Here is a 25,326-nt window from a genome sequence, read left to right as displayed (position 1 = left end):
GAAATAGCGACTTTCCGAAGTGGAATCAATGGCACCATTTACTGCGTATATATAGATAAAACGTCGTAAGACCATTAAAAATACGAAAAGAGCCTTCGCAAGAATCTAAGTTAAAACAAAATATAAAGAAGCCGACCCATCCGTTTAAACAGTGAGTCGGCTTCTTTTTTGTCCTAGTAATACATGTATAGCCCATGTAGATATATTTTACAAATTTATCACAAAAAGTACAACCTATCTGCTAATTATTTACCTCTTGGACACAAAATGTTCATAATTAGATAAGCTATTCTGATAGTACTTCCTTCAATTCATCCGTCGAATTATTCCACATTTCCTCATTGAAATCTACAAGAAAATCTTTTAATAGTTTTTTGGAATGCCCATCCATATGTTCTAGGACGATTTTTCCCTTCAGTGATTTTTCCATATGTGTTACGTGTTCTGGCATCGATTTATAAGCACGCTTGATAGAACGGTCAACACGGATTTCACTTCCTGCTACACCCGCATAGTAAGGACCATTTTCACCATGGTCTACATTCACCCAGACAATCCAGTACAATTTTCCATTTGGTACTTCATCTTTATTTGGTAAAAATTTTACACGACGTTCTACTTCACTTCTCGCATGCATCGCACCCATATCAACAAATGCTCTATCTTCATTGGGATCTACGATAACGGATGACATGTTCTCTAAACTAATTGCACCCGCTCCATAGCCACCATGGCCATCTGTTGCGTCATCTTTAATAATCGTAAATGAATTGTTCTTCTTTTTATTGGAAGATTGTTCTGCCATCCAATACCCCTCCTGATTGAGAATTTATATTGTCCTACATTGTAGCATACGTGGCTAAGCATTTTCACATGATTGACATACCATCCATTATCTCCATGATTATGCTGATGGTATACCTCGTAACGTTTGGATAAATTCCCAGGCTTCAGCAATCTCTTCCCCACTATAATTTTGTTTCGGCTTCACGGTATGTATTTTTTCCTCGACCGCCTGTTTTGGCAAATTCTCAAAATAGAGCATGGTTGAAACAAGTTCTAAAAAACGAGAGCTTTGTTGATTCAATAAATCAACCCGATCTGTTAAATCAGGCATGTCAGTTGAAAATTGATGTAGAAACGTCTTACCATCCTCTGTTAGTTGATAATGGTATTGATGAAAGCTCTTTTTCTCTTCTTTTTCTTCCTGAATAAATCCCAGATTACAAAGTTCCTCAACACGCAATGTCAGCTCTTCGGAATAAGGACCGTAAAAATGGAATTGATATTTTTCCTCAAATGGTACATTGCATTTTTGTAAAATATAAATCATTTTTTGTAGCTTTTTTCGCCCTGTCACACTTTTAGCTACCGAAAAAAACTGCATTAACTTCGCATGGTTGGTCATCATGTTACTTCTCTCCTCGTTTATACAGAATTGCTTCTATTTTCCGTTTAAGGTGTTGATCTGTAAGCTTGTCCAATCGATCTTTTGGAAAATATAATTTATGATCCGTTCGTTTTTTGCCAGAAATGGCTTCTACAATATCAGAGTTTCGAGAGAGCTCTTTTAACTCTCCAGATGGCATCAGTAGATGAATCGGTAATCGTTCTTCTTCTTCCCCTGGACGATAAAAATCATATGGTAAATCAGAAGAAGAATCTACTACTAAATAATAGTCTGGGTCTATTCCTGCTTCTTGAAAGAGCTGATAGAGATCCATCCATTCATTCATCTCTAGATTAGGGTTAAATTCAATATATTTAAATAAACGACGGTTCATAAACCGCTCACATAAGTCACTCAAAATAGGATCCTTTTCGTCTTGCCACAGTTGAAAGTAGTACGAAACAATACCCTCATCTAATTTCAAATATTCCTCTAATTGCACATCTTCTTTAAAGAAGGAAAGAAAATGAATTGGTTTTAACTCAAATGTATAACCTGATTCATACAAGTATTTCGCCCGATGGAGAATTTTCGATAAGATTACTTCTGCACTTCTTGTCACGGGATGAAAATACACTTGCCAGTACATTTGGTAGCGACTCATGATGTAGTCTTCTACAGCATGCATTCCAGTCGATTTGATGACCACTTGATCTTCTGTTGGTCGCATGACACGTAATATCCGTTCCATATCAAAATGGCCATAACTGACCCCTGTAAAATAGGCATCTCGCTGCAAGTAGTCCATTCGATCAGCATCAATTTGGCTCGAAATTAAGGATACCACTAATTTGTCTGGATACGTTTTCGCAATAACGTCTGCTACTTTTTGAGAAAAACCTTTTTCAACATGTTCTAAGATGCGATTAATCGCCGTATCTCCCAAAATTATTTCCCTAGTAAAATACTCATGATCTAGCTTAAATACTTTTTCAAACGAATGGGAAAAAGGACCATGGCCTAAATCATGTAAAAGCGCCGCACATAGACATAACAAGCGTTCATCTGGGTTCCAATGTTTGCGATTCTGGAAGTTAAAGATGATCCGCCGGACAATTTCATATACACCTAGTGAATGATTAAACCGGCTATGTTCGGCACCGTGGAAAGTTAAATACGATGTCCCCAATTGTTTAATACGTCGCAGTCGCTGGAACTCAGGTGTCGCAATGAGATCCCAAATAACTTGATCTTTTACGTGAATATACCGATGTACTGGGTCTTTAAAGACTTTTTCTTCGTCCAATTGTTTTAATTTATATTCCATCATTTTCCCCTATCCGTTTCTTTTCGACGATTTTAGTTTATTATATAATAGAAAAGCTAAGGAAAAAAGAGATCCACCAAAAGGATTTAAAGGAGATAACCATGAAAAACTGGAAAGAACTCGTCCATCACAACACATTTCGATATATTGACCACACCGAAGAAAAATTTTTCGACAAGGTTGCCTATAATGCACTACTTTCCTTTGCAATTGATGATGCATTAGCATTGTCGGTTAGTGATGGTAATTCCGATCCTGCAGTTCGTCTTTGGGTACACCCTAAGACCGTTGTACTCGGCATACCAGATGCACGATTACCTTATATTGAAGAAGGAGTAACATTTTTAAAAGCACATGGCTATCATGTCGTTGTTCGCAATTCAGGTGGGTTAGCAGTTGCCTTGGATAAAGGAGTATTAAATATTTCGCTAATTTTACCAGATGTGAAACAATTATCGATCCATGAGTCATATGAGGCAATGGTACGCTTTGTTCAATATATGTTACAAGATATAACTATGAACATTGAGGCCTATGAAATTGTCGGATCTTATTGTCCTGGCGATTATGATTTAAGTATTGGTGGAAAAAAATTTGCAGGCATTTCGCAACGTCGGGTAAAAGATGGGATGGCTGTACAAATCTATTTAGATGTAGAAGGAAATGGTTATGAACGTGCTTCTTTTATCCGTGACTTTTATGCGAAAAGCCGCAAACAAGAAGAAACGAAATTTACGTATCCGGATGTGAATCCATCTACTATGGCATCCTTGTCGGAATTACTTGGGGTGAAATTAACAGTCGAGGATATGATAAAGCGGGTTTATCGTACATTAGAGGCATTTAGTGACTCGATTGTTTCACCACCATTTTCTAAAAAGGAATTGGAACTATTTCATACACGCCTACAGCAAATGCAGAAGCGCAATGAACCAATCCGTAAAATAAATTGATTTAAATAGGTTTTTCTAAAAAATTGTTGCTTTATATATATACATTAATGAACAATAGATGTATGATGCGCAGTAACTGTTTAGCATTGCTTCCTTCGTTCTTTATAAAGTGGGTGCTAGACTTTCGCTGTGGAAAACACTCGCTTTCACCATGGGCACAAGGGCAACATCTGTTCAACAATAGTAATGATTAAATTGAGTGCAGCACAACTTAGCGGAGGAAAAACACGAAGACTCCTGCGGGAAGTAGGAGATCGGTGAGACCCCACAGGGCGCTAGCCCGAGGAGGCTCACCACTCCCCCGCGGAAAGCGTAGTGTTTTTCCGTAGCGAAGCTATGTGCATATCCTAACTACTGCACATAATATATATATATTATTATCAACAAACTGTGCGAAGAGTCTTCTTAGGAAAACTTGCATTCGCTCGTCCTTAGCGAATGTGTTAGTTTTTCTTATACTTGGGACGTTAAAATTTTAGCCACGTCGAGCCCACTTCCCAGCTAAAATTTTATGCTTTCCTAACGTGGAAAAAGAAGCTTGCAAACGGAGGATTCATCATAAACCCCTTTGCAAGCTTCTCTGACATTATAGTGATTGTGCTGCTGTAATTAATGCTAATTTATACACATCATCTGTACTGCAACCACGTGATAAGTCATTTACTGGACGATTCAATCCTTGTAAAATGGGGCCAACCGCCTCAAAGTTTCCGAGACGCTGCGCAATTTTGTAGCCTATGTTTCCTGCCTCTAAGCTTGGGAATATAAACACATTTGCATCCCCTTGAATCACTGCATCTGGTGCCTTTTTCTTGGCAACACTTGGTACAAATGCTGCATCAAACTGGAATTCACCATCAATGACAAGTGAGGAATTTTTCGCTTTGGCAATCTTTAATGCTTCTTCTATTTTTTCCGTTTCAACTGATTTGGCAGATCCCTTTGTTGAAAAGCTTAGCATTGCAACACGTGGGTTAACGCCAAACAATTCCCCTGTTTCTGCAGACTCCACAGCGATTTCTGCCAAGTCATTACTATCTGGTGCAATGTTGATGGCACAATCGGCAAATACATATTTCTCTTCATCACGAACCATGATAAAGACCCCGGATGTCTTCTTAATGCCCTCTTTTGTTTTAATAATTTGTAGTGCAGGACGAACTGTGTCTGCAGTAGAATGTGCTGCGCCGCTGACGAGCCCATCTGCTTGATTCATATAGACAAGCATCGTTCCAAAATAATTTTCGTCTAATAAAATCTTACGAGCATCCTCTTCTGTTGCTTTTCCTTTTCGACGCTCGACAAACACCTCCACCATTTGATCAAAAGCTTCATAATTAGTTGGATCAAGAATCATACAGCCATCTACATCGACATTATTTTCTTTAGCCTTCTCTGTAACCTCTTTTTCCTTCCCTATTAAAACTGGTTTTAGAACACCCTCTGATTGCAATTGACTAGCAGCCATTAGAATTCGCTCATCTAACCCTTCTGGAAATACAATTATTTTATTTTCAGTTTTAACCTTTTGTTTTAATTCATCAAATAAGTTATGACTCATGTTGGTACCTCCTCATATATCCATAATTCATCATAATAGATGCATTTTTAGATGAAAAGCAATTCCTCTCCAATCTATCGATCATTTTGACAGAATAATGACAAAACGTGGAACAACTCCGTTTAAAAGCCTTGTCTCATGATTATCGTACCCCAATTATGATATAGTAAAAACGAATAAGGATCTATTTTTGACAGAAAGCGATATATGTAGCGTGAAAATGTGAGAAACTAATGGATAAAGGAGAGATCACAATGGTAGAAGCAGTAGAAACGATGGATGGTTGGTATAGCCTACATGATATGCGTACTATTGATTGGACATCTTGGAAATTAGCAACTAGTGAAGAACGTGAGGCAGCGATCAAAGAGTTTGAACACTTGTTAACGAAGTGGGAAGCTGTTGAGGAAGCAAAAAACGGTAGTCATGCAATGTATAAAGTCGTTGGACAAAAAGCAGACCTACTATTTATGTTCCTTCGACCAACCATGGATGAATTGACCGATTTAGAAACAGAACTAAATAAGTCAAAATTAGCCGAGTTCTTAATTCCAGCACATTCCTATGTATCCGTTGTCGAACTAGGGAAGTATCGACCAGCAAAAGATGGTGTTGATCCAGAAACATTACCAGAAACACAAGCACGCTTAAAACCAATTTTACCGAAATGGGAGCATATTTGTTTCTACCCAATGGACAGACGTCGTCAAGGAGATGAGAACTGGTATACACTCGAAAAGAAAGACCGTGGTAAATTACTTTATGAACATAGCTTAACTGGGCGGAAATATGCTGGAAAGGTAAAACAAATCATTACAGGCTCCATCGGATTAGATGATTGGGAATGGGGCGTTACCTTGTTTGCGCATGACCCATTACAGTTCAAAAAAATTGTCTACGAGATGCGCTTTGATGAAGTAAGTTCTCGTTATGGCGAGTTTGGCTACTTCTATGTTGGAAATCACCTTGCAAAAGAAGATGTTGCTCGTTACTTACATGTATAATACTTTGTAATAAAAGTCCTTCTACTTTGTTAGAAGGACTTTTTGTTGCGATTAAAACCAAAGCGTTTCATACATAATTTTCTTAGGCGAATCATACACATGATGAAAAGACCTAGCATAAAGATATACTGAAATGAGGTGTAACTTTATGGCTGTCATTCCATACAAAGAAAAAGATATTGAAGTCTTAGCAAGATTACTGCGTGCTGAGGCGGAAGGTGACGGAGATCAAGGGATGTTAATGGTCGGCAATGTAGGAGTCAATCGAGTACGTGCAGATTGTTTAGATTTTACTGATATCCGAAGTATCAATGATATGGTGTACCAAAGTCCAGGAGGTTTTGAGGCAACACAGAAAGGCTACTTTTACCAACGTGCAAGAGAACAAGAGAAACGTTTAGCACGTAGAGTCGTTCGAGGAGAACGGTTTGACCCTGCTTCCAATTCCTTATGGTTCTATATGCCACAAGGGTCTTGCCCAGCACAGTGGTTTGGACAGTGGAATACTGGGAGATACAAATCACATTGCTTTTTCTCCCCAACACAAAGCGCTTGTCCAAGTGTGTTCTAGATGACAAGTAAATAAGCTTATTATTGGGGGTTCTACTTCTTTCCTAGTTGGTTAGAAAGCTACAATGGAACTATTTATTAGGAGGTTTTTTTAATGAGCGAAAAGCGTAACAACAACACGAATGGAACGTACACCAATCCGTATCCACAATACCCATACTTCTATTATCCACAAGCATCTCCAGCTTATTATCCAGCAACGAATATGGGACAACAACAAGTGCCTCAAATGCCAGTCCAACAGCAATCCCAACAACAACAGCAACAGCCAACAGCAGGAGCAAATCAAGGTATGCTACCTATTGAACAATCGTACATTGAGAATATTTTACGATTAAACAAAGGAAAAATCGCTACCGTTTACATGACATTTGAAAATAATGACCAATGGAATGCCAAAGTCTTTAAAGGGGTTATCGAGGCTGCTGGTAGGGACCATATCATCCTCAGTGATCCACAAACGCAAAGACGTTATGTATTACTAATGGTTTATCTAGACTATATTACATTTGACGAAGAAATTGAATACTCCTACCCATATAGTGGTGTAGCAACTACTCCACAACAAATGTCAACCTATCCACCAAGATAAAACAACAATATACAAAGGATGACACAAGGCGCTAGTTCCCTAGAGTGTCATCCTTTTTCTCAATGAAAGAACAGGAGTGATAGCTATGAGACACCCATTTGAAAAATACTTCCAAATTGAACTGGCAAGTCTTGCCCTACTAATTGTGAGCGGAATAATCGCACTCCTGCAAGGTATACCATCATTAATGTTAGCTGCTCTTTTGATGTTAGCCGTCAGCTTATTTAGTGAGGCTGCCATTTACTACTATACACATGACAATCAACAAGCAATTAAACAAATAGCAAAAGCAATAATGCTATTTCTAATTACTGCGGGTTTATTTTTTTATTTATAATCTCGTAACTGTATACGCTAGGAGGATCCAACCTATTAAAAACGCTACGCCTCCAAGTGGGGTAATCATTGCAAAGGCTTTAATGCTAGTGGTTGCATATACATAAAGACTACCAGAAAACAAAAGAATGCCGATAAGAAATAGCCAGCCTGCCCAATGGATACTACTTATTTCCAATCGCGCCATTAATAGTCCTGTTACTAGTAATGCCATGGTATGAAACATCTGGTAATTTACTGCTTTTTCCCATGTGTTTAATGCTTTTTCAGATAATCTTCCCTCTAATCCATGTGCTCCAAATGCTCCTAATGCTACCGCTAAAAATCCATTAATGGCACCTATAAGTAAGAATAATTTCATGTTCATTCACCTCTTATTTTCATATGTACATAGAAGAAGGTTTATTTATCCTTCCATTTCTCATCTAAGCTTTTCTAACAAAATGTTGCTTTCTTCCCGTATAAATCATCCTGAATAGTTAATGTAAATTGTGACGTAACTTGATATTATGATAGTGCTATCACTCGCTTCGGAAAAACACTACGCTGATTTGTGCATTCCAATTCGTATCATTTATGTTCCTAATAAAACAGTTGATTGGAGCGTAGGACAGTCGACTCCTGCGGAAAAAACAACAGCTGAAGCTCCCACAGGAAGCGGTTTTTGCTTCCGATGTCTAGCTACAGTGCCTACCCCCTCGAGGTCTTAAGTCAATCCTCATCACGGGCACAAAATGCCACGCCGAGGCTCGGCTTAAGCTTGGCAGATAAGAAAAAATTTCTTACTGCATAAGTGCAACTAAGGCTTTCGCCACTTGGCGAAAATCCAAGTTTTCTAATCGGGGGTAACCAAGGCACTTCCGCTTTTCTATAGAGGAAGCTAAAAGCGTCTGTTCGTGGTAAAGAAGACACTGTGAAAACTTAAAGTTTGAACAGATGTCGCACTTATGCCCGTGGTGAAAGCGACTGTCTGGAGCGGAAATAAACTACAATTCACTAAACTTACGTCGCAATCTATAGAAAATGCGACGTTATGAAAACAACAAAGTAGAAAAGAGCCTTTATCTAAAAGTCAAATATTGAATCTCCATTTGCATCTTCATCATCATCAATAACAGAATGACGAAATGATGTAGGTTGTGGCTTTGTATCCCCAATCATTGCTTTCATTTCCGAATCTGTAATCGTTTCCGATGTGTTGCCTTGTTCATCCGATTTATCCTCTAACATAACATCGCACAGTAAACGTACGTTCGATATATGGTCAGACACTTTTGACGGATTGCTTTCATTTGCTAAGGCTTCTTGTAATTCCGACATCATTTTTTTGATAATCGTTTTATTTGCTACCACCATAGTATGTACACTCCTTCCTTTGGATCTTTTAGTAAGGCTGTTTTCTGTAGGGATGTTGCTATCCACACCCTATAGCTAAAGTTATGTCGCATTTTCTAACAACTCCGATGGGAACAAACCATTTGAAGAAATAATCTTTCTTTATATCATGATAGTATAACAAATAGAAAAAGCCTTTGGTTGTTCCAAGGCTTTTTCTAACGAACGATATTAGCACGCCTGCCAAGAAATCCGATGATTAAGATGACGGTAAGCGCACCTATTATGATAGGAATAATATCATACCCACCTATGGTTGGTCCAATTCCAACTGCACCAAGAATCAAGCCACCAATCCATGCACCAAGAATGCCGGCGATGATTGCACCAATAATTCCACCTGGCACTTTGAAGCCAAGGATTGCTGCACCGACAATCCCAGTAACAATGGCAACAATCCCATAGATAACTATTTCCATCATAGCATTTTCCTCCTTCAGCTTGTCGTTCTAATCATCCACTTTTAATGGATCGATTCAAAAACGTTCTTGATCCGTAATCCCCACTGAGAGAAGTTCGTTTGCTATGTTCATATATTTAACTCTTTCCTATTATTTTCCTCTTTATAACGTTTATATACCCATTGTAGGAAATCTATTTCCTTTGTTCTAAACTTCTCCCAAGCTTCTTTTCGGTATCTTCACATACTTGTAAAAAGCTTACCATAGCGTTATGATTCCCCCCAAATTCCGTCACAATTATACATCTTTGACTATATTGTAACCTTAATTATGTATGTAATCAATATTAAATTGTTAATTTACAAAATATACAGATAATAGATACCCTTCATCAAATTTCGACATGGCTCCAACAAATATTAATTAACGGTTAACGAGTCAATTTTCATCAATGCTAAATGAACTCCAAAGACAGATAAGGTAACGAACGTGCCTATCATCCATATTTTATGTTTAATAATCCCCTTTTTATTACACATTATAATAATAGAAAAGAGTAGATTATCTTATTTCTATACCCAACTTATCCAACTTTCAAACATTGAAATCGATAAAACCTTCCATATTTTGGTCTTCATGGACATTTCGATAAGTTGTTATATATAATGTAAGAAAATAACCTTTAGTGAGGGATTCTTTATGAAAGTCACAGATCATTTGCGGTTTGTCATTCCATCCCTGCTTGGTGTGTTTTTATTTATGACACCCATTTCTACTGGGGATGGATTTACCATTCCAATTGCAATCTTAGCTAATAGGATTCAGGGTCTATTAGGTAATTTCCTATCCCTAATTATGCTTGTCATTATCCTGATTACCGCAATCATGACAGTAGTAGCAAAGTTAGGTGGGAGGAAGTTATTTTCCAGTACCCCTTTTTTTAAAAACTTATTTAATGTAAGCATATTTTGGACCATTACTCGTGTGGTAGCTGCTATTTTTGCGGTTATGGTGTACTTTCAAATTGGCCCAGAAGCTATCATTAGCCCAGATACTGGCCAGTTATTATTAGATGATTTGTTACACGTATTATTTGCCGTGTTTTTGTTTGCTGGATTATTTTTACCGTTACTCATGAATTTCGGTTTACTTGAATTATTTGGAACCATCATGACAAAGGTGATGCGTCCCTTGTTTAGACTTCCAGGACGCTCTTCCATTGATGCCTTAGCCTCTTGGATTGGAGATGGAACAATCGGTGTCCTCATGACAAGTAAACAGTATGAAGGTGGGTATTATACAAAACGAGAAGCAGCTGTTATTGGAACAACCTTTTCTGTTGTATCCATTACCTTTACGTTAGTTGTCATTTCGGAGATGGGTCTTGAACAAATGTTCCTCCCATTTTATGTAACCATACTTGTGGCTGGCTTTATAGCCGCATTAATTATGCCACGCATACCACCACTCTCTCGTAAACAAAATTCTTATATAACAGAAACAGCTGATGGGATTGATGAAACGTTACCAGAAGGCTATAACTATTTTACATTTGGCTACAAAAAGGCAATTGAACGGAGCCAAAAAGAAACAAGTGTCACTAAATTTGTGAAAGAAGGCGGCCAAAATGTTTTAGACATGTGGATGGGAGTGGCACCGGTTGTCATGGCGTTTGGCTTAGTTGCTCTAATAATTGCTGAATATACTCCTTTGTTCCAATGGTTAGGCATGCCGTTTGTACCATTGCTAGAACTCATGCAGGTTCCATATGCAACAGAAGCATCAGAAACCATACTAATTGGTTTTGCTGATATGTTTCTACCTACCATTATTGGTTCAGGTATTGAAGCAGAAATTACTCGTTTCATTATTGGTGCCTTATCAGTAACCCAATTAATTTACATGTCTGAAGTTGGTGGATTGTTATTAGGATCCAAAGTTCCTGTATCCTTCTTCGACTTGGTTATTATTTTCCTATTACGGACATTGATAACATTGCCTATCATTGTTGTTATGGCACATATTTTATTTTAACGCTTTCCTAACGTGTAATTAAAACCAGATGGATAAAAATCCATCTGGTTTTGTTTATTCAACAGCAAGCAGGGAGTCATGAATAATATTTGTCATTTCATCTATTTCTTGTTCATTGATGACAAATGGTGGAGCAAAAGCAAGTGTATCTTGACCATTATATAATACGGCACGACCAATTAGTCCTCGTTTTTCCGCTTCCTTCACTACTTTTGGTGCAAGTGGTTCATCACCTATTGTTTGTAATCCAATTGCACCTAATAAGCCTAGTCCTCTTACCTCAGCAACAGATTCATGTTCATTTTGTAACCACTTAAAGCCATCTAGCATTTTTTCGCCCATTTGTCGTACATGTTCCACTAGGTTCTCCTGTTCAATGATCTCGAGATTTTTTAATGCAACGGCACAGCTTACTGGATGGCCACTATACGTGTATCCATGCATATACATTTCATCCGATAATTCGATTAATTCGTTATGCAATCTCTCGGAGAGTACCATTCCCCCAAGTGGTGCATATCCACTTGTAATCCCTTTAGCAATACACATGATGTCTGGTGTTACACCAAAATGCTCTATCCCAAACATCTTACCAGTACGGCCAAAGCCTGTTATGACTTCATCCGTAATGAAGATGATATCATTCTCATCACATATCCGACGAATTTCTTTAAAGTAATTTTCTGGAGGTAGATTTACCCCACCAGAACCTTGAACAGGCTCTGCAATAAAGGCTGCAATCGTATCAGCACCTTCTTGTTCAATAAACGCCTCCAATGCTTCTGGTGTACTGTCTACATGATAAAAATCTGGTGCAATGGTGTTTGTGAAGTTATGGAATGGCTTTAAACCAGTGGCACTTGTCGATCCTAATGCAACACCATGATAAGCCTTTTTGCGGGAAACTATCTTCGTTTTTTCAGGCTTCCCTTTTAATTTCCAATAGTGTCTAACCGTTTTAAATGCCGTATCATTTGCTTCTGACCCACCCGAAGTGAAGAAGGTTGTTTTCAAATCACCTGGTGTTAATTCGGCTACTTTTTTCGCCAGACGGATAACAGGTTCATGACTCCATGTAGCGAATGTGGAGGCAAAGCCAAGCTTACCCATTTGTTTCTTCGCTACCTCACCTAATTCTTCCCGCCCATGGCCGATATTAACATTCCAAAGGGATGATAAACTATCGATTAATTTTCGTCCTTTAATATCGGTTAAATAAATCCCGTTCCCTTCCGCAAAGATATGTGCAGGTCCATTTTCTTGATGCTGCTTAATGGATGATGTCGGGTGTAAAAAGTGCTCCTTATCTAATTCTACCAGTTCCTCATACAATTTATACTGATCCTTCATTAATGCTGTTTCCATTAATCTCTCCTCCTCTTTCCTAATCATTGTTAACCTATAAAAGGTTATCCTTTTTTAGAAAAAAAGAATAAATTCAGGGGTGTCTAGCTCCAGGCGCCAGCGGCTAGTGTGACTTCCTTCACCTCCGTACGACGACGACCAGGACGGGTCTAGTATCGGCGCCCTTCACAGGATGTGAGGAGTATTTAGCCGATAAAGTCAACATCGACTTCAAGAATGAAGGAAGGCCGACTAAAGGCGGACTTTGCGTCCAACGTCGGCATACCCCTATGAAGGGGCATGTTTCCTTTATCTCCTTCGAGGGAATGTTCGATTAAGACCTTCGCTTTGCGCGACAACATCGAACCACCTGGCATGGCCAGGCGCAGTCCATACGCCGCTAATCAGTCGCCTTATGCTTTTCTTAAATTGAGTTGAATTACTTTAGGTTCTGTCATGTCTTCGATGGCGAACTTGACTCCTTCACGACCTAAACCAGACCCTTTTACACCACCAAATGGCATTCCATCGATCCGATAGTCGCTACTGTCATTAATCATTAATCCGCCTATTTCTAACCTCCTCGCTGCATTAAATGCAGCATCCACGTTTTTTGTGAAAATTCCTGCTTGTAAACCAAATTCGACATCATTTGCCTTTTCGATTGCTTCATCTAAATTTTCGACAGGTTCTAGCAATACGACAGGACCAAATATTTCCTCATGCGAAATAATGCAGTTTTCTGGTACATTCGATAAAATGGTTGGCAAGTAGTAGGCACCTTCTCGTCTTCCACCCGTTAAAACGTTAGCCCCTTTTTGTCTGGCTTCTTCGACGCATGCTTCAACCCGTTTTGCTTCTTTTTCATTGATTAGTGGTCCCATATCTGTTGTTACAAGCTGCTTATCTCCAACAGAGTAATCTTTGGCTTTTCCTATAATTCTTTCTTGAAACATTTGATATACCGGTTTTTCAACATAAATACGCTGAACTCCAATACAATTTTGACCTGCTGCGGAAAATGCACCAGATACACATGCACGAGCTGCCTCTTCTATATCAGCATCCTTTAATACGATAACAGGGGAATTGGATCCAAGCTCCATACTCATTTTCTTCAATCCAGCTTGATGTGCAATTTGTTTTCCTGTTTCCAACCCACCTGTAAACGTAACCATATTAATCGCAGGATGGGTGACCATTGTATTCCCGATGTCACTTCCACTTCCTGTAACAACTGTTAACACGTTATCTGGCAATCCAGCTTTCATAAATGCCTCTGCTAATAAAAGTGCACTGATCGGTGTTAATGATGATGGCTTAATAATAATGGCATTCCCAGATGCAACCGCTGGGCCGACTTTATGGGCAACAAGGTTCAACGGATCGTTAAATGGCGTTATTGCTCCAATAACGCCGATTGGAAACCGATAATAATACCCTATACGATTTTCATGACCTGGCATTTGATCAAAGGGAATTGTTTCACCATTAATCCGTCTAGCCTCCTCTGCCGATAATCGAAGTGTTTCGATACAGCGTGCAACTTCCCCTCTAGCTTCATTAATCGTCTTACTGCCTTCTCGTGCAATGGTGGTTACAAATGTTTCCTGATGCCAATCCACATAATTTGCTGTTTCATTTAGAATTCTCATCCGTTCATGAACAGGCATTGCAGCTGCTTTTTCCGCTCCTTCTTTTGCTTTCTCGATGGCAAATAGCATATCCTCTCTTGATGCTTTTGGAACGGTACTGATAACCGAGTTATCCTGTGGATCTCGGACTACAATTTCTTCATCACGATTGACCCACTTTCCACCAAGTAACATTTTCTTCCCCAATACTTTTGTTGGCATTGTTTCACACACCTTTCCTTTAGACGATGTTTAAATGTTGCTTCTACCACTTTTAAAAAATCGCTTATCCGCTTTTTCGTTGGGCTGTATACTATTGGCAACTGCATCTCCCCTAACCAATTTGTTAAGAAATAACTGGTTGGTCATAGCCAAGATCGCCTTTAACAATTAATTCTCTTGGAAAATCTGTTAGCACCTCACAGCCATTTTCTGTAACACGGAAGGATTCACTAATCTCAATACCGTAATGATCAAACCATAAACCTGGAATAATATGAAAGGTCATATTCGGTTGTAAAATCGTTTTATCCCCTTTTCGAATACTTGCTGTATGATCACCCCAATCAGGTGGATAACTTAATCCCATCGAATAGCCAAGCCTTGCTTCTTTTTCGATTCCATATTTCCCAGTCACCTTACTCCAAGCTGCTTCTATCTCTTCACAAGCGACACCTGGTTTCACCATTTCTAAGGCTTCATTTAATCCTTCCACCACTATTTTGGAAATATCACTTACTTCTTCATTCGGTTTGCCTAGTGAAACCGTTCTCGCCAGCGGTGCATGGTAACGTTTATAACAACCAGCTAATTCAATAATCACCATATCGCCATCTTTAAATGGCTGATCAGTCCATGTTAAGTGTGGTGCAGATGTGCGTTCGCCTGTTGGTAATAACGGTACAATGGCTGGATAATCTCCACCATACTCTGGGGTACCTGTGATCAACTCATAATAAATAGCTGCTACCGCATCACACTGTCTTGCTCCGACATGGATGGCATTTGTAGCCGTATGCATTGCTTTTTCCACAATCGTTGCTGCCTTTTTTATATTTTTAATCTCCGCATCCGACTTAATGATGCGAACATAGTTGACTAATAGACTAGCATCCTTCAGTGTGGCATCTGGAAGTCTTGCTTTTAATTTTTCATATGCTAATGCGGAGAAGTAATAGGATTCCTTTTCCACGCCAATATGGCTGTTCCCATGGCCAATTTGTGTTAAAAAATCCCCAATAAATTCCATAGGGTGTTTTGTGTCAGAATGAATATAATCATCTGGATATGGAATGATATTTGTTTGATCTAACCAGGTTGTTGCTCGTGCGCCGTTTGCATCCTGATACCTGCCAATCCATATAGGCTGATCTTCATCAATAATGACAATGAGCATTTGATCGACATAAAATGACCAGCCATCATATCCAGACAAATAATTCATATTAGACGGATTGGTAATGAGAAGCACTTCAATACCTTTTGCCTCCATCTTTTGCTTTGTTTTGACAATCCGCTCTTGATATTCTTGATACTCGTAATCACTAAACAACATGGCCACTTCCTCCTTTTCGTTCGTTCATCCCCCTTATCCATTGGCTTCCCTTTTTGTTGTAATGTTATTATAATATTTTGTTTTTTAAAAAAACAATCGCCATTCTGTATGAACTTTTGGGAAAGGTGTTTATACACATTGTATGAAAGCGTTGTCATGTTGTGTGAAATTGAACTTATATTGTTTAACTTTTACGGATGAATCATCATTCCGTTATTTGCCGAAAAACCCATTTTTTTAGCTAGGTTTGTAGTCCTCGTTCCGTTATTTGGGCTTTTTCCCTCATAATTCAACAATTTAACGCTATTAGCGGAACGAGGATTCCACTTGATCATAAAAATAGCGATTTTCTTATCAATAGCGGAAAGAGGAACCACCTTCTTTTGTATGTAAAGATTGATGGCAAATTAATTCCCATCGAAAATGAATTACTGCCCAAAGCGGAGATCAAAACACATCGAAATTTCCACCAACTACGAATTAAAATGTATTCGTAACAACCTGTAGGAAATAGCCTCTGTAAGAGTGTTTAGTGTGGATTGAACGTATTTTAACGCAGTTCATTGTATATGAAAAGGCAAACAAAAAAATGCTGAGATTAACTCCCAGCACATCCTGTCACTAAATTATTCTGTTTTAATAGCACCTGTTAGCCATACTTTTATACTAAAGTTTAGTAGGAATATATCATCTGGATTGACTAATGATAGATTCGTAAGGGATTCTATTTTCCGTAAGCGGTAAAGAAGTGACTGTCGGTGCAAGTTAAGAATTCGTGCTGCACGACTGACATTACTATTTTGATTCACATAAACCATAAACGTATTAATTAAATCTGCTTCACGTTCTTGATCATAAGTGATGAGTGGTTCTAGTGTTGATAAAATAATATCCTGTATATCTGAGTGATTTGCCATATGCAATAATAGGCGATTGAGACGTGTATCATCAAAATCAACTCGCTGACCAATTCCTTTTTGATTCCGTCCCATATCTAGGGCTGATTTTGCTTTCTTATAGCTTTCATGAAATTGCATGATGCCATCTTGGTGTTGACCAATCCCCCATGAAAAAATAACACCAGGTATTAACGCATTCAAGCGTTTTTCTACTAAGTCTAAAAAGTAATGGACAGACGCTTCATCTCCTGTTTCCAAGTAAATAATTAATAAATCATCATCCAACGTAAAGGCAACTTGCTGATCAACAACCTTTCCAGCATAGCGAATTTCCTCTTCCATGTAATACACCAGGCTCTTTAAACCATATTGTGTATGATCATAGCGGTCTTTTGTGAGTTCATCCATATTTTCCGAATACCCTACAATACAACAATATGGTAATGTTAAGTCATAGCCCATTAATTTAGCACGATTATGAATCTGATCGGTTAAATAGCCAGGCGTTTTTGCCAAATTCCAAATAAACTCATTACGCAGGCGTGTTTCCGTCTTGACAATCGCATCCTGGCGAGATATCCAAAGTGCTGCAGCTGCCGATAAATATTCCAATATGTGCAACACATTTCCCGTAATCTCTTCTCCTTCAGGCAGCAGAATAATAAAGCCTCCTCGATTTATCCCACCTGCTGATATTTTCTTTTTAACCATATGTTGTTTGCCATATTGTGCTTTTTCGATATGGCGATCTACGGGCTCTTCGATTGAGATGGACTCATCCTGCTTCACATTCCTCCAAAGCTCTAGTAGATCTTCTGTTTTTTTACCACCTGCGATGATATTTTCTGTCTGATCGGTAAAAACGATACCCCATCCAAGATGTCGCTCCACATATTTTGCTATACCTGACAGGTCTTCTCCTTGAACGACTAGATCGATTAGCTGTTTCTGAATAGTTCGTGACTGCTCGGAAACGGTCTCCTTCCATTCATTAATTTTATCCATTGTTTCCCGTTGAATATCAGCAAATCGAATCTCCCATGGTAATTCAATGAGAATAAAATCGTGTGCTTCAGTAAATTCAAGCACACGTTTCGGAAGGTCAAAAATATAACGTCCTGTTGCAATAGCTAATGCAGAGGCACCTGATGCATACACATCTCGGACAAAAGCTAATAATTGATCCGGATTGTTTTCATATCCCATTCCCATGGTTAAAATAAATTCATCTTTACGTACAAAATTTTCAACAGAACCCTCTATCGCAGAAACCCATTCCACTCGATAACGGGTTAGGGAGTTCTTTGCGGTTTTTACCTTTGCCGTTTGAAGAATTGGAAGTCGTAATACCTCCTGTACAGTAATGGCCAATGGTTACCCACTCCTTACTACCTTGCATGGTAGACTTTAATCCTTTCGTTATTCTTGGAGTATTGTTGTAATAACATTGGTATTGACATACAATCGTGGCGATTTTCTTAGGGCCGCAATCCCTGTTGCAGCAACACCTTCTGCGACCACACGATGCTGATCAATGATATACATGATTCCTTGTGCAATTTCTTATATTTGTAATGTATCCCATAAAAGAGGGGAGGAAATTAATGGTGTCGTTTTAAAGATGGAGCGAATGCGTTTCTACCTTCCCACAATTCGTTCCATGTACCCTGCTTTTATATACAAAATATTATCTGAATTATACCCCTTTTCTGTGAAAATTCAATAGCAATCTAATAAAGAGAAACTTCAATCAGTGGGGGTCTTACTGCCCGTTACATACGGGATAAACTTGCAACTAACTGTGGCCCCTTTTGATGTGGAAAAAGCCCCCTCACACTTAGGGGCTATTAGTCATCTATATTCGGTTAAACTGCCATTTATACGATTTTTTTTAATTTTGGTGTTTAGAGTGCTTATTTCCATAAGCACCTCGAATGATAGATAGGTTTGCTTCTACGAAAGGCTGCCAGGTTTGGATAATGAGTTTACTAGATAAGATCCACACAATCCCTAATGATAAGACTCCCAATCCAATAACATCCACGACATGATTTACTTCAAACAAACCATTTTCACGGAAGAATTGAATGAAAAAACCATGCAGCAAATATACATAAAGTGTTCGAGATCCAACACTTGTAAAACGTGTGCGTTCAATAGGTACCCACGCCATCACACTAATTGCCATTACAGTAGACGTGAGGTAGACCAAGAAACGTGCTATCCCGCCATATTCTGTTGCACCTAGCTCTCCATATGACTTAGAAGCTAATAGCCAGCCTGAATTAAACTCTGGAGCGATATAAATAGCAACGGCAATCACCAATAAGACGAGTGCAGATCCTACTTTAACAACTTTTTGTTTTAACCAAAATACATGTTCTTTCGTTAACCAATATCCCAACAAGAAAAACGGGAAAAAGACAATCGTTCGGGATAAACTAAAGGTGTGGCCAATTTCACCAATATAGCCAACAGCCAAACCTAATAGAATAGTAGAAATAACACCAATAGTTGGTGGGATTTTTTTAAAGAAAATCAGTAAAATATGCCAGCTAAACAAACTAAATAAAAACCATAGTGACCAATGTGGATAAAAAACTCCAGTTTGCCAAGCCTCTTTTCCAATTATAAAATAAAAAATCGAATATAAAACTTGGAAAATGATATATGGCACTAGAAGTTTTTTTGCTAGGCGCGTTATATATTTCAGGTTGCCTGATCCTTTTGCAAAAAAACCTGCTAGAAAAATAAATGCAGGCATATGAAACGTATAAATCCATAAATAAAGTGTATTCATCTCGTGCGATTCAGCTACAAATGGCTGTATAAGATGACCAAAAACAACTAGATAGATGAGAATGGCTTTTGCATTATCAAAGTAGGCATTCCTCTCCATGTATCTCCCCATCCTTTTACACATCATTTTCATAAGGGTGATTTTAAAAAAAGTGCCGTCCCCATATTCCCATTTTGATTGGCTAAATTTCATCTAACAGTTGATGTAAATTGCGACGTAACATAGTAGTCTTGATTTCCGCTTCGGACAGTCGCTTTCACCATGGGCATAAGTGCGACATCTGTTCAAACTTATTCGTGTTCACAGTGTCTTCTTTACCGCAGGCACGGCCTCAGCCTCCTCTTTAGAAAAGCTAAAAGCACCTTGGTTACCCCCGATTAGAAAACTTGGCTTGTCGCCAAGTGGCGAAAGCCTTAGTTGCACTTATGCAGTAAAAAAGTTTTTCTTATCTGCCAAGCTTAAGCCGAGCCTCGGCGTGGCGCTTTTTGCGCGTAATGGGGATTGACTTAAGACCTCGAGGGGGTAGGCGCTGACCGATGAAAACGCCACGTCCTTATGTCTATCGGCACTAGGACGTCCTGTCCGTCGTAGCTAGACATCGGAAGAAGACCACTTCCTGCTCAGGTCTAGACACATGTTGTTCCTGCAGGAGTCGACTGTCCTACACTCCAATCAACTAGTATATTAGCAATAGCAATGATTAGAAAGATGTCAGCCACATTAGTGAAGGAAATACACGGAGACTCCTGCGGGAAGTAGGAGATCGGTGAGACCCCACAGGGCGTTAGCCCGAGGAGGCTCACCACTCCCCCGCTAAAAAGCGAAGTGTATTTCCGGAACGGATAAACACTCTATACATCGCCTTAACTTACGTCGCAATCTATAGAAACTAGAAATGGTATATAAACAGTATGCGAAACGATGTTTTTGTAAAAATAGCATATTCCTTCCATACCCATTTATCAATTAAAAAACTCCATATTTAGAGTCATTTCACAGAATTGTTATATTGGTGTCAAGGATGCGTAAAATTGAGATTGGATTGTAATTTTTCGGTTTATTTCGAAGTGGGATTATATGGTTATTTTTGCTACAAAGCCAACGAAAAAAGCCTCCATTATAGGAGACCTTTTACGTATTTGCCGCTTTTTTCTTCTGTGCTGTTTTTGTTTTTCGTTTTGGTTGTTTTGGCTTCGGCTTTTCCTTTTTAGCGCGATCAAGTGATGCTTGTAATGCATCCATTAAATTCGTAACATTATCTGGGGTTTCTGACTTCTCTTTTGTGGGTGTTACATGATCTTCCCCATCTTTTTTCTCTTCAATTAAATCAAGTAGTGCTGTTCGATATTCATCTTTATATTTTTCTGGATCAAATTCAGTGGTTAATTGCTCAATTAACATTTTGGCTGTATCTAATTCCTTTTCAGCTGTTTCCACTTCTTCTGGAACATTTGGTACGTCTTGAACATTACGTACCTCATCTGGAAAATGAATAGTCTCAACAACTAATGTATTTTCGTAGATCCGAATAACAGCTAATTGCTCTTTTGACCTTATCATCATTTTGGCAATGCCAATTTTTCCTGTTTCCTTTAGTGCAGAGCGTAACAAGGCATAGGCCTTTCCACCGCCATCATTTGGGGATAAATAATAACTTTTCTCAAAGTAAATTGGGTCAATTTCTTCTAGGTTCACAAAATCAACAATTTCGACTGCTCGATCCGCTTGTTCTTTTTTCAATTCTTCTAAATCCTCATCATCTAACACAACATATTTATTTTTAGCGTATTCATAGGCTTTGACAATTTCATCATTTTCTACTTCACGATCACAATGAGGGCAAACTTTTTGGTATTTAATTGGGGACTGACATTCCTTATGTAGCTGCCTTAATTGAATGTCTTTATTTTCTGTGGCAGCATGCATCTTAACAGGAATATTCACCAAACCGAAGCTAATCGTCCCTTTCCACATCGTATGCATAAACAAATCCCTCCTTCTTCCATAGTTTGTGAAGTTCTAGTTTTGTTATCCACATGTTTTTGCGAATTTTAGCCACGTTAAGATGGAGGGGGTATGAATGTGGATATCATGAAACCAATCGCTACAGCAGAAATACCAAAGAAACCGGATGAATGGATGTATGAGGTTAAATATGATGGATTTCGTGGTGTTTTATATTGGGATAAAGCATCCATTCGTTTAATTAGTAAAAACGGACATGACTTAACAGCGAATTTTCCTGAAATCGTTACTTTTTGTCAGGAGATAGAGCATTCCGTAGAACCACACTTACCACTTGTTCTGGACGGGGAAATTGCTATCCTCAATAATCCTTATCAGGCTAATTTTGCTGTTCTCCAGCAACGTGGTCGTTTGAAAAATACCGACTCAATTAACAAAGCGGCAGAAAAGCGACCAGCCCATTTTTGTGTGTTTGATCTCTTACAGCAAAACGGAAACTCCTTACAGGCTACTCCATACATGGAACGAAAGGCGATGTTAGAAACCCTTTTAGTGCAAACTCTTCCAGAAACAGGGCGTTTACGATATGTACCTACTTTTTCAGACGCACAACATTTGTGGGGTAAAGTCTTCATCTATAAAGGAGAAGGCATGATTGCGAAACGAAAAAACAGTACATACCATGCTGGTAAAAAGCATCATGATTGGATGAAACTTAAAAATTGGCGTACGATACAAGGATTTATCACGTTTTATGATCCTAAAAATAACTATTTTACCATTAATGTGTTTGAGAATGAGACCATTAAACCAATTGGAAAATGCAAACACGGACTTTCTGATGAGGAGATGGGGACATTATCACAGCTTTTTCGTACCAAAGGGGAAAAACGAGAAAACGGTTTTTATTTGCCGCCAGCTATTTGTGCCTCTATTCATACCTTGGATTTATATAAAGGAGAATTACGAGAGCCTGAATTTGCACAATTAGTGCTAAAACAGGACCCCCAAACTTGTACAAAGCAACAATTGCAACTCGATATGGCAATGTTACCATCCACAGTAGAAGCTACGAATACAGATAAGGTATTTTGGCCAGAAAAGGGGCTAACCAAAGGAGACTTACTCACCTACATTAGAGAAATTGCTCCATATATGCTCCCATTTCTTGAAAACCGTGCCTTAACGGTTATCCGTTGTCCAGACGGCGTAACACGTGAACACTTTTTCCAAAAACACCTACCTGATTATGCACCTAACTTTATTAATCGGTTTGAGCGCAATGGAGAAACCTTTATCGTGTGTGACCGATTAGATACCCTCGTTTGGTTTGCCAATCATGGGGCAATTGAATATCATGTTCCATTTCAACAAATCAACTCCAGTATGCCAAATGAGATAGTATTTGATCTTGATCCACCTAGCCGCAATGAATTTTCACTGGCAATCAAAGCGGCAACCTTAATAAAACAGCTTCTTGATGATTTGGGTCTTACGTCATTTGTGAAACTATCTGGGAATAAAGGGTTACAAATTTATATTCCACTACCAAAAGAAAGCATGACATATGACGATACAGCCGTGTTCACACAAGCTATTGCTTGGACAGTTGAAAACGCGCACCCAACTTTATTTACAACAGAACGGTTTAAAGATAAGCGAAATGGCAGGCTCTATATTGATTATGTACAACATGGAAAAGACAAAACCATCATTGCACCATACTCCCCCCGTAAGACAAATGACGCAACCGTTGCTGCTCCATTGTTTTGGGAGGAAGTGAATAATAAATTAAGACCAGAACAATTTACCATCAAAAATGTGGTAGATCGTGTGCAAACAGATGGTTGTCCATTTAAAAAATACCGAGAAGCAGCCAACACCCAACCAATCAATGCGATATTACAGCTCATTAAAAAATAGCCGTCCTTAAACAGAACGGCTATTTCGTTTACTATAAAGACATTTTCTTCTCAATAGCTGTTTCATCGTTAAATGTTTTTAGATTTAAATTGTTTAATATTCGTGAGGTTAATGTTCCAGATAGCATCGATCCATTCACATTAAGTGCTGTGCGTCCCATATCAATAAAGGCCTCGATGGAGATTAACAAACCAGCTAATGCAACTGGCATATTCATCGATGATAAGACAATTAATGCTGCAAATGTCGCACCACCACCAACACCTGCTACACCAAAGGAGCTAACACCTATAATAATTAATAGTTGTGCAATAAAACCAGGTGAGAGTGGATCAATGCCTACTGTTGGTGCAATCATCACTGCTAGCATTGCGGGGTAGATACCTGCACAGCCGTTTTGCCCCATCGTCGCACCGAATGATGCAGACATATTGGCTATTCCTTGGTTAACTCCAAGTGAATTTTGCTGTGCTTGAATATTTAACGGGATTGTACCTGCACTAGATCGAGAAGTAAAAGCAAAACTTAAAACTGGTAAGACTTTACGTAAAAATAGGACTGGATTTAAGCCAAATACGCCGACCAATAATAAATGCACAATAAACATGAGGATTAACGCGATATACGATGCGACAACAAACTTACCTAGTTCTAGGATTCCTACAAAATCAGTACTTGCAACCGTATTTGCCATTAAGGCCAAGATACCAAATGGTGTTAGACGTAGGATTAAGGTTACAATACGCATGACCACGCCATAAAAGGCATTAACTATTTTCGTAAATGTTTCCGCTTGAGCTGGATTTTTCCGCCGTAATCCTAAGACGGCAACCCCAACAATAATGGAAAAAATGACCACAGCAATAACAGATGTTGCACGTTGTCCAGTCATGTCTAGGAAAATATTAGATGGAATAAAGTTTAATATCTTCTGTGGAGTTGATTCATTTTCCACGTCATCTAACCTTGACTCCAACATAGATCCACGTTCTTCTTCCGCTTGGCCTGCTTCAATTTCTTCTGCACTTAAATCAAATAGGGTTGCGGTTCCAATTCCAATGAAGGCAGCTACCATTGTGGTTGAAATTAAAATACCGATGATCCATGCAGACATTTTCCCTAGATCTTTTGTTTTTTCTAAATTAATGATGGATTGTATGATGGATACTAAAACGAGCGGGATTACAATCATCATAAGAAGATTAATATAGCCATTCCCAACAATACTATACCAATCCGTTGTTTGTGTCAGTACTTCAGAACCACTACCATAAATTCCTTGTAGCACAGCACCAAGCACTACCCCTAATCCTAAACCAGCAAACACGCGCTTAGAAAAGGATATGTGCTGTCGTTGCATGTAGATTAATAGACCTATAAGTGCGAGTAATATGGCAACATTTATCACAACAAGAAATAAGTCCATACTTGCTCCCTCCTATTGGTTTTACATAGTATATGCAAAAACATTCCATTTGCTTACTACATATTGTATAAAACCAATGGGAATAGTATGACTTGGAGTTAGTTTTTAACATGTGTGAGATTTCTATAGGTGTGGAATTTATGGATGAATTTTTCCAGTTTGAAGTGAACACAGCTAGTCCTGCTTACAAAGGGAATCCTCTTTCCGCTAATTGCAC

General features: G+C 38.7%; 22 protein-coding genes. 7 read left to right on the top strand and 15 right to left on the bottom strand.

The features are described 5' to 3' along the window. Window positions 1–286 precede the first annotated feature (286 nt). The 3 genes from GHC26_RS01475 to GHC26_RS01465 all read right to left on the bottom strand — a co-directional run bounded on the left by GHC26_RS01475 (window position 287) and on the right by GHC26_RS01465 (window position 2,717). Window positions 287–805, bottom strand: a complete 519-nt coding sequence (locus tag GHC26_RS01475; RefSeq protein WP_163969465.1) for a YwhD family protein — start codon at window positions 803–805, stop codon at window positions 287–289. 99 nt (window positions 806–904) lie between these two features. Further along, window positions 905–1,411, bottom strand: a complete 507-nt coding sequence (locus GHC26_RS01470; RefSeq protein ID WP_163969464.1) for a YwgA family protein — start codon at window positions 1,409–1,411, stop codon at window positions 905–907. 1 nt (window position 1,412) lies between these two features. Beyond that, window positions 1,413–2,717 (bottom strand): HD domain-containing protein, encoded by a 1,305-nt coding sequence (locus GHC26_RS01465; RefSeq protein WP_163969769.1) that lies wholly within the window; start codon window positions 2,715–2,717, stop codon window positions 1,413–1,415. Window positions 2,718–2,818: 101 nt separating this feature from the next. On the opposite strand from GHC26_RS01465, the gene GHC26_RS01460 reads away from it, so the two are divergent. Then, window positions 2,819–3,670: a lipoate--protein ligase family protein gene (locus tag GHC26_RS01460; protein WP_163969463.1), complete on the top strand. Its 852-nt coding sequence runs from the start codon at window positions 2,819–2,821 to the stop codon at window positions 3,668–3,670. 586 nt (window positions 3,671–4,256) lie between these two features. On the opposite strand, the gene pta is transcribed toward GHC26_RS01460, so the two are convergent. Next, entirely contained in the window at window positions 4,257–5,231 is a 975-nt protein-coding gene (pta, locus tag GHC26_RS01455; RefSeq protein ID WP_163969462.1) for a phosphate acetyltransferase, read from the bottom strand. A gap of 254 nt (window positions 5,232–5,485) precedes the next feature. On the opposite strand from pta, the gene hemQ reads away from it, so the two are divergent. The 4 genes from hemQ (at window position 5,486) to GHC26_RS01435 (ending at window position 7,734) form a co-directional block, all read left to right on the top strand. Then, window positions 5,486–6,235: a hydrogen peroxide-dependent heme synthase gene (hemQ, locus tag GHC26_RS01450; RefSeq protein ID WP_163969461.1), complete on the top strand. Its 750-nt coding sequence runs from the start codon at window positions 5,486–5,488 to the stop codon at window positions 6,233–6,235. 148 nt (window positions 6,236–6,383) lie between these two features. Continuing rightward, on the top strand, window positions 6,384–6,806 hold the full coding sequence (locus GHC26_RS01445; protein ID WP_163969460.1) for a cell wall hydrolase: 423 nt from the start codon (window positions 6,384–6,386) through the stop codon (window positions 6,804–6,806). Between the two features lie 93 nt (window positions 6,807–6,899). Further along, entirely contained in the window at window positions 6,900–7,397 is a 498-nt protein-coding gene (gerQ, locus tag GHC26_RS01440) for a spore coat protein GerQ (RefSeq protein ID WP_163969459.1), read from the top strand. Between the two features lie 85 nt (window positions 7,398–7,482). Further along, the gene (locus GHC26_RS01435) at window positions 7,483–7,734 is read left to right on the top strand and encodes a hypothetical protein (protein WP_163969458.1); all 252 of its coding nucleotides are present in this window, start codon (window positions 7,483–7,485) and stop codon (window positions 7,732–7,734) included. Here GHC26_RS01435 and GHC26_RS01430 read toward each other — a convergent pair. The 3 genes from GHC26_RS01430 to GHC26_RS01420 form a co-directional block, all read right to left on the bottom strand. Continuing rightward, window positions 7,729–8,094, bottom strand: a complete 366-nt coding sequence (locus GHC26_RS01430) for a DUF423 domain-containing protein (protein ID WP_163969457.1) — start codon at window positions 8,092–8,094, stop codon at window positions 7,729–7,731. The genes GHC26_RS01435 and GHC26_RS01430 overlap by 6 nt on opposite strands. A 704-nt stretch (window positions 8,095–8,798) precedes the next feature. Next, window positions 8,799–9,089, bottom strand: a complete 291-nt coding sequence (locus tag GHC26_RS01425) for a YwdI family protein (protein ID WP_163969456.1) — start codon at window positions 9,087–9,089, stop codon at window positions 8,799–8,801. Between the two features lie 197 nt (window positions 9,090–9,286). Continuing rightward, window positions 9,287–9,550 carry a GlsB/YeaQ/YmgE family stress response membrane protein gene (locus GHC26_RS01420; RefSeq protein ID WP_163969455.1) on the bottom strand — a complete coding sequence of 88 codons (264 nt, stop codon included), beginning with the start codon at window positions 9,548–9,550 and terminating at the stop codon, window positions 9,287–9,289. 678 nt (window positions 9,551–10,228) lie between these two features. Between GHC26_RS01420 and GHC26_RS01415 the strand changes: the two genes are divergently transcribed. Next, window positions 10,229–11,563: a YjiH family protein gene (locus GHC26_RS01415; RefSeq protein WP_163969454.1), complete on the top strand. Its 1,335-nt coding sequence runs from the start codon at window positions 10,229–10,231 to the stop codon at window positions 11,561–11,563. Window positions 11,564–11,617: 54 nt separating this feature from the next. Here the strand turns inward: GHC26_RS01415 and GHC26_RS01410 are convergent, their stop codons facing one another. From GHC26_RS01410 to ku, 7 genes are all read right to left on the bottom strand, one after another. After that, window positions 11,618–12,928, bottom strand: coding sequence for an aminotransferase family protein (locus tag GHC26_RS01410; protein WP_226376814.1), 1,311 nt, complete (start codon window positions 12,926–12,928; stop codon window positions 11,618–11,620). A 392-nt stretch (window positions 12,929–13,320) separates the two neighbouring features. Beyond that, window positions 13,321–14,763 carry an aldehyde dehydrogenase family protein gene (locus GHC26_RS01405; protein WP_163969453.1) on the bottom strand — a complete coding sequence of 481 codons (1,443 nt, stop codon included), beginning with the start codon at window positions 14,761–14,763 and terminating at the stop codon, window positions 13,321–13,323. A gap of 124 nt (window positions 14,764–14,887) precedes the next feature. Then, window positions 14,888–16,096: a M24 family metallopeptidase gene (locus GHC26_RS01400; protein ID WP_163969452.1), complete on the bottom strand. Its 1,209-nt coding sequence runs from the start codon at window positions 16,094–16,096 to the stop codon at window positions 14,888–14,890. Window positions 16,097–16,722: 626 nt separating this feature from the next. Then, window positions 16,723–18,366 carry a PucR family transcriptional regulator gene (locus tag GHC26_RS01395; RefSeq protein WP_163969451.1) on the bottom strand — a complete coding sequence of 548 codons (1,644 nt, stop codon included), beginning with the start codon at window positions 18,364–18,366 and terminating at the stop codon, window positions 16,723–16,725. Between the two features lie 48 nt (window positions 18,367–18,414). Next, a complete protein-coding gene (locus tag GHC26_RS16020; protein ID WP_264175943.1) occupies window positions 18,415–18,540 on the bottom strand; it encodes a hypothetical protein in 126 nt (41 codons plus the stop codon). Window positions 18,541–18,886: 346 nt separating this feature from the next. After that, a complete protein-coding gene (locus GHC26_RS01390; RefSeq protein ID WP_163969450.1) occupies window positions 18,887–19,894 on the bottom strand; it encodes an acyltransferase family protein in 1,008 nt (335 codons plus the stop codon). A 1,032-nt stretch (window positions 19,895–20,926) separates the two neighbouring features. Continuing rightward, window positions 20,927–21,778, bottom strand: coding sequence for a non-homologous end joining protein Ku (gene ku / locus GHC26_RS01385; RefSeq protein WP_163969449.1), 852 nt, complete (start codon window positions 21,776–21,778; stop codon window positions 20,927–20,929). 108 nt (window positions 21,779–21,886) lie between these two features. Between ku and GHC26_RS01380 the strand changes: the two genes are divergently transcribed. Beyond that, window positions 21,887–23,683, top strand: coding sequence for a DNA ligase D (locus GHC26_RS01380; protein WP_318936968.1), 1,797 nt, complete (start codon window positions 21,887–21,889; stop codon window positions 23,681–23,683). Between the two features lie 31 nt (window positions 23,684–23,714). Here GHC26_RS01380 and GHC26_RS01375 read toward each other — a convergent pair whose 3' ends face one another. Further along, window positions 23,715–25,109 (bottom strand): L-cystine transporter, encoded by a 1,395-nt coding sequence (locus GHC26_RS01375; protein ID WP_163969447.1) that lies wholly within the window; start codon window positions 25,107–25,109, stop codon window positions 23,715–23,717. Window positions 25,110–25,326: the final 217 nt, after the last annotated feature.

The sequence above is a fragment of the Oceanobacillus halotolerans genome, from assembly GCF_010993955.1.
GTDB classification, from domain to species: Bacteria; Bacillota; Bacilli; order Bacillales; family Amphibacillaceae; genus Oceanibacillus_A; species Oceanibacillus_A halotolerans.
This window is presented reverse-complemented; position numbering and strand designations above follow the sequence as displayed.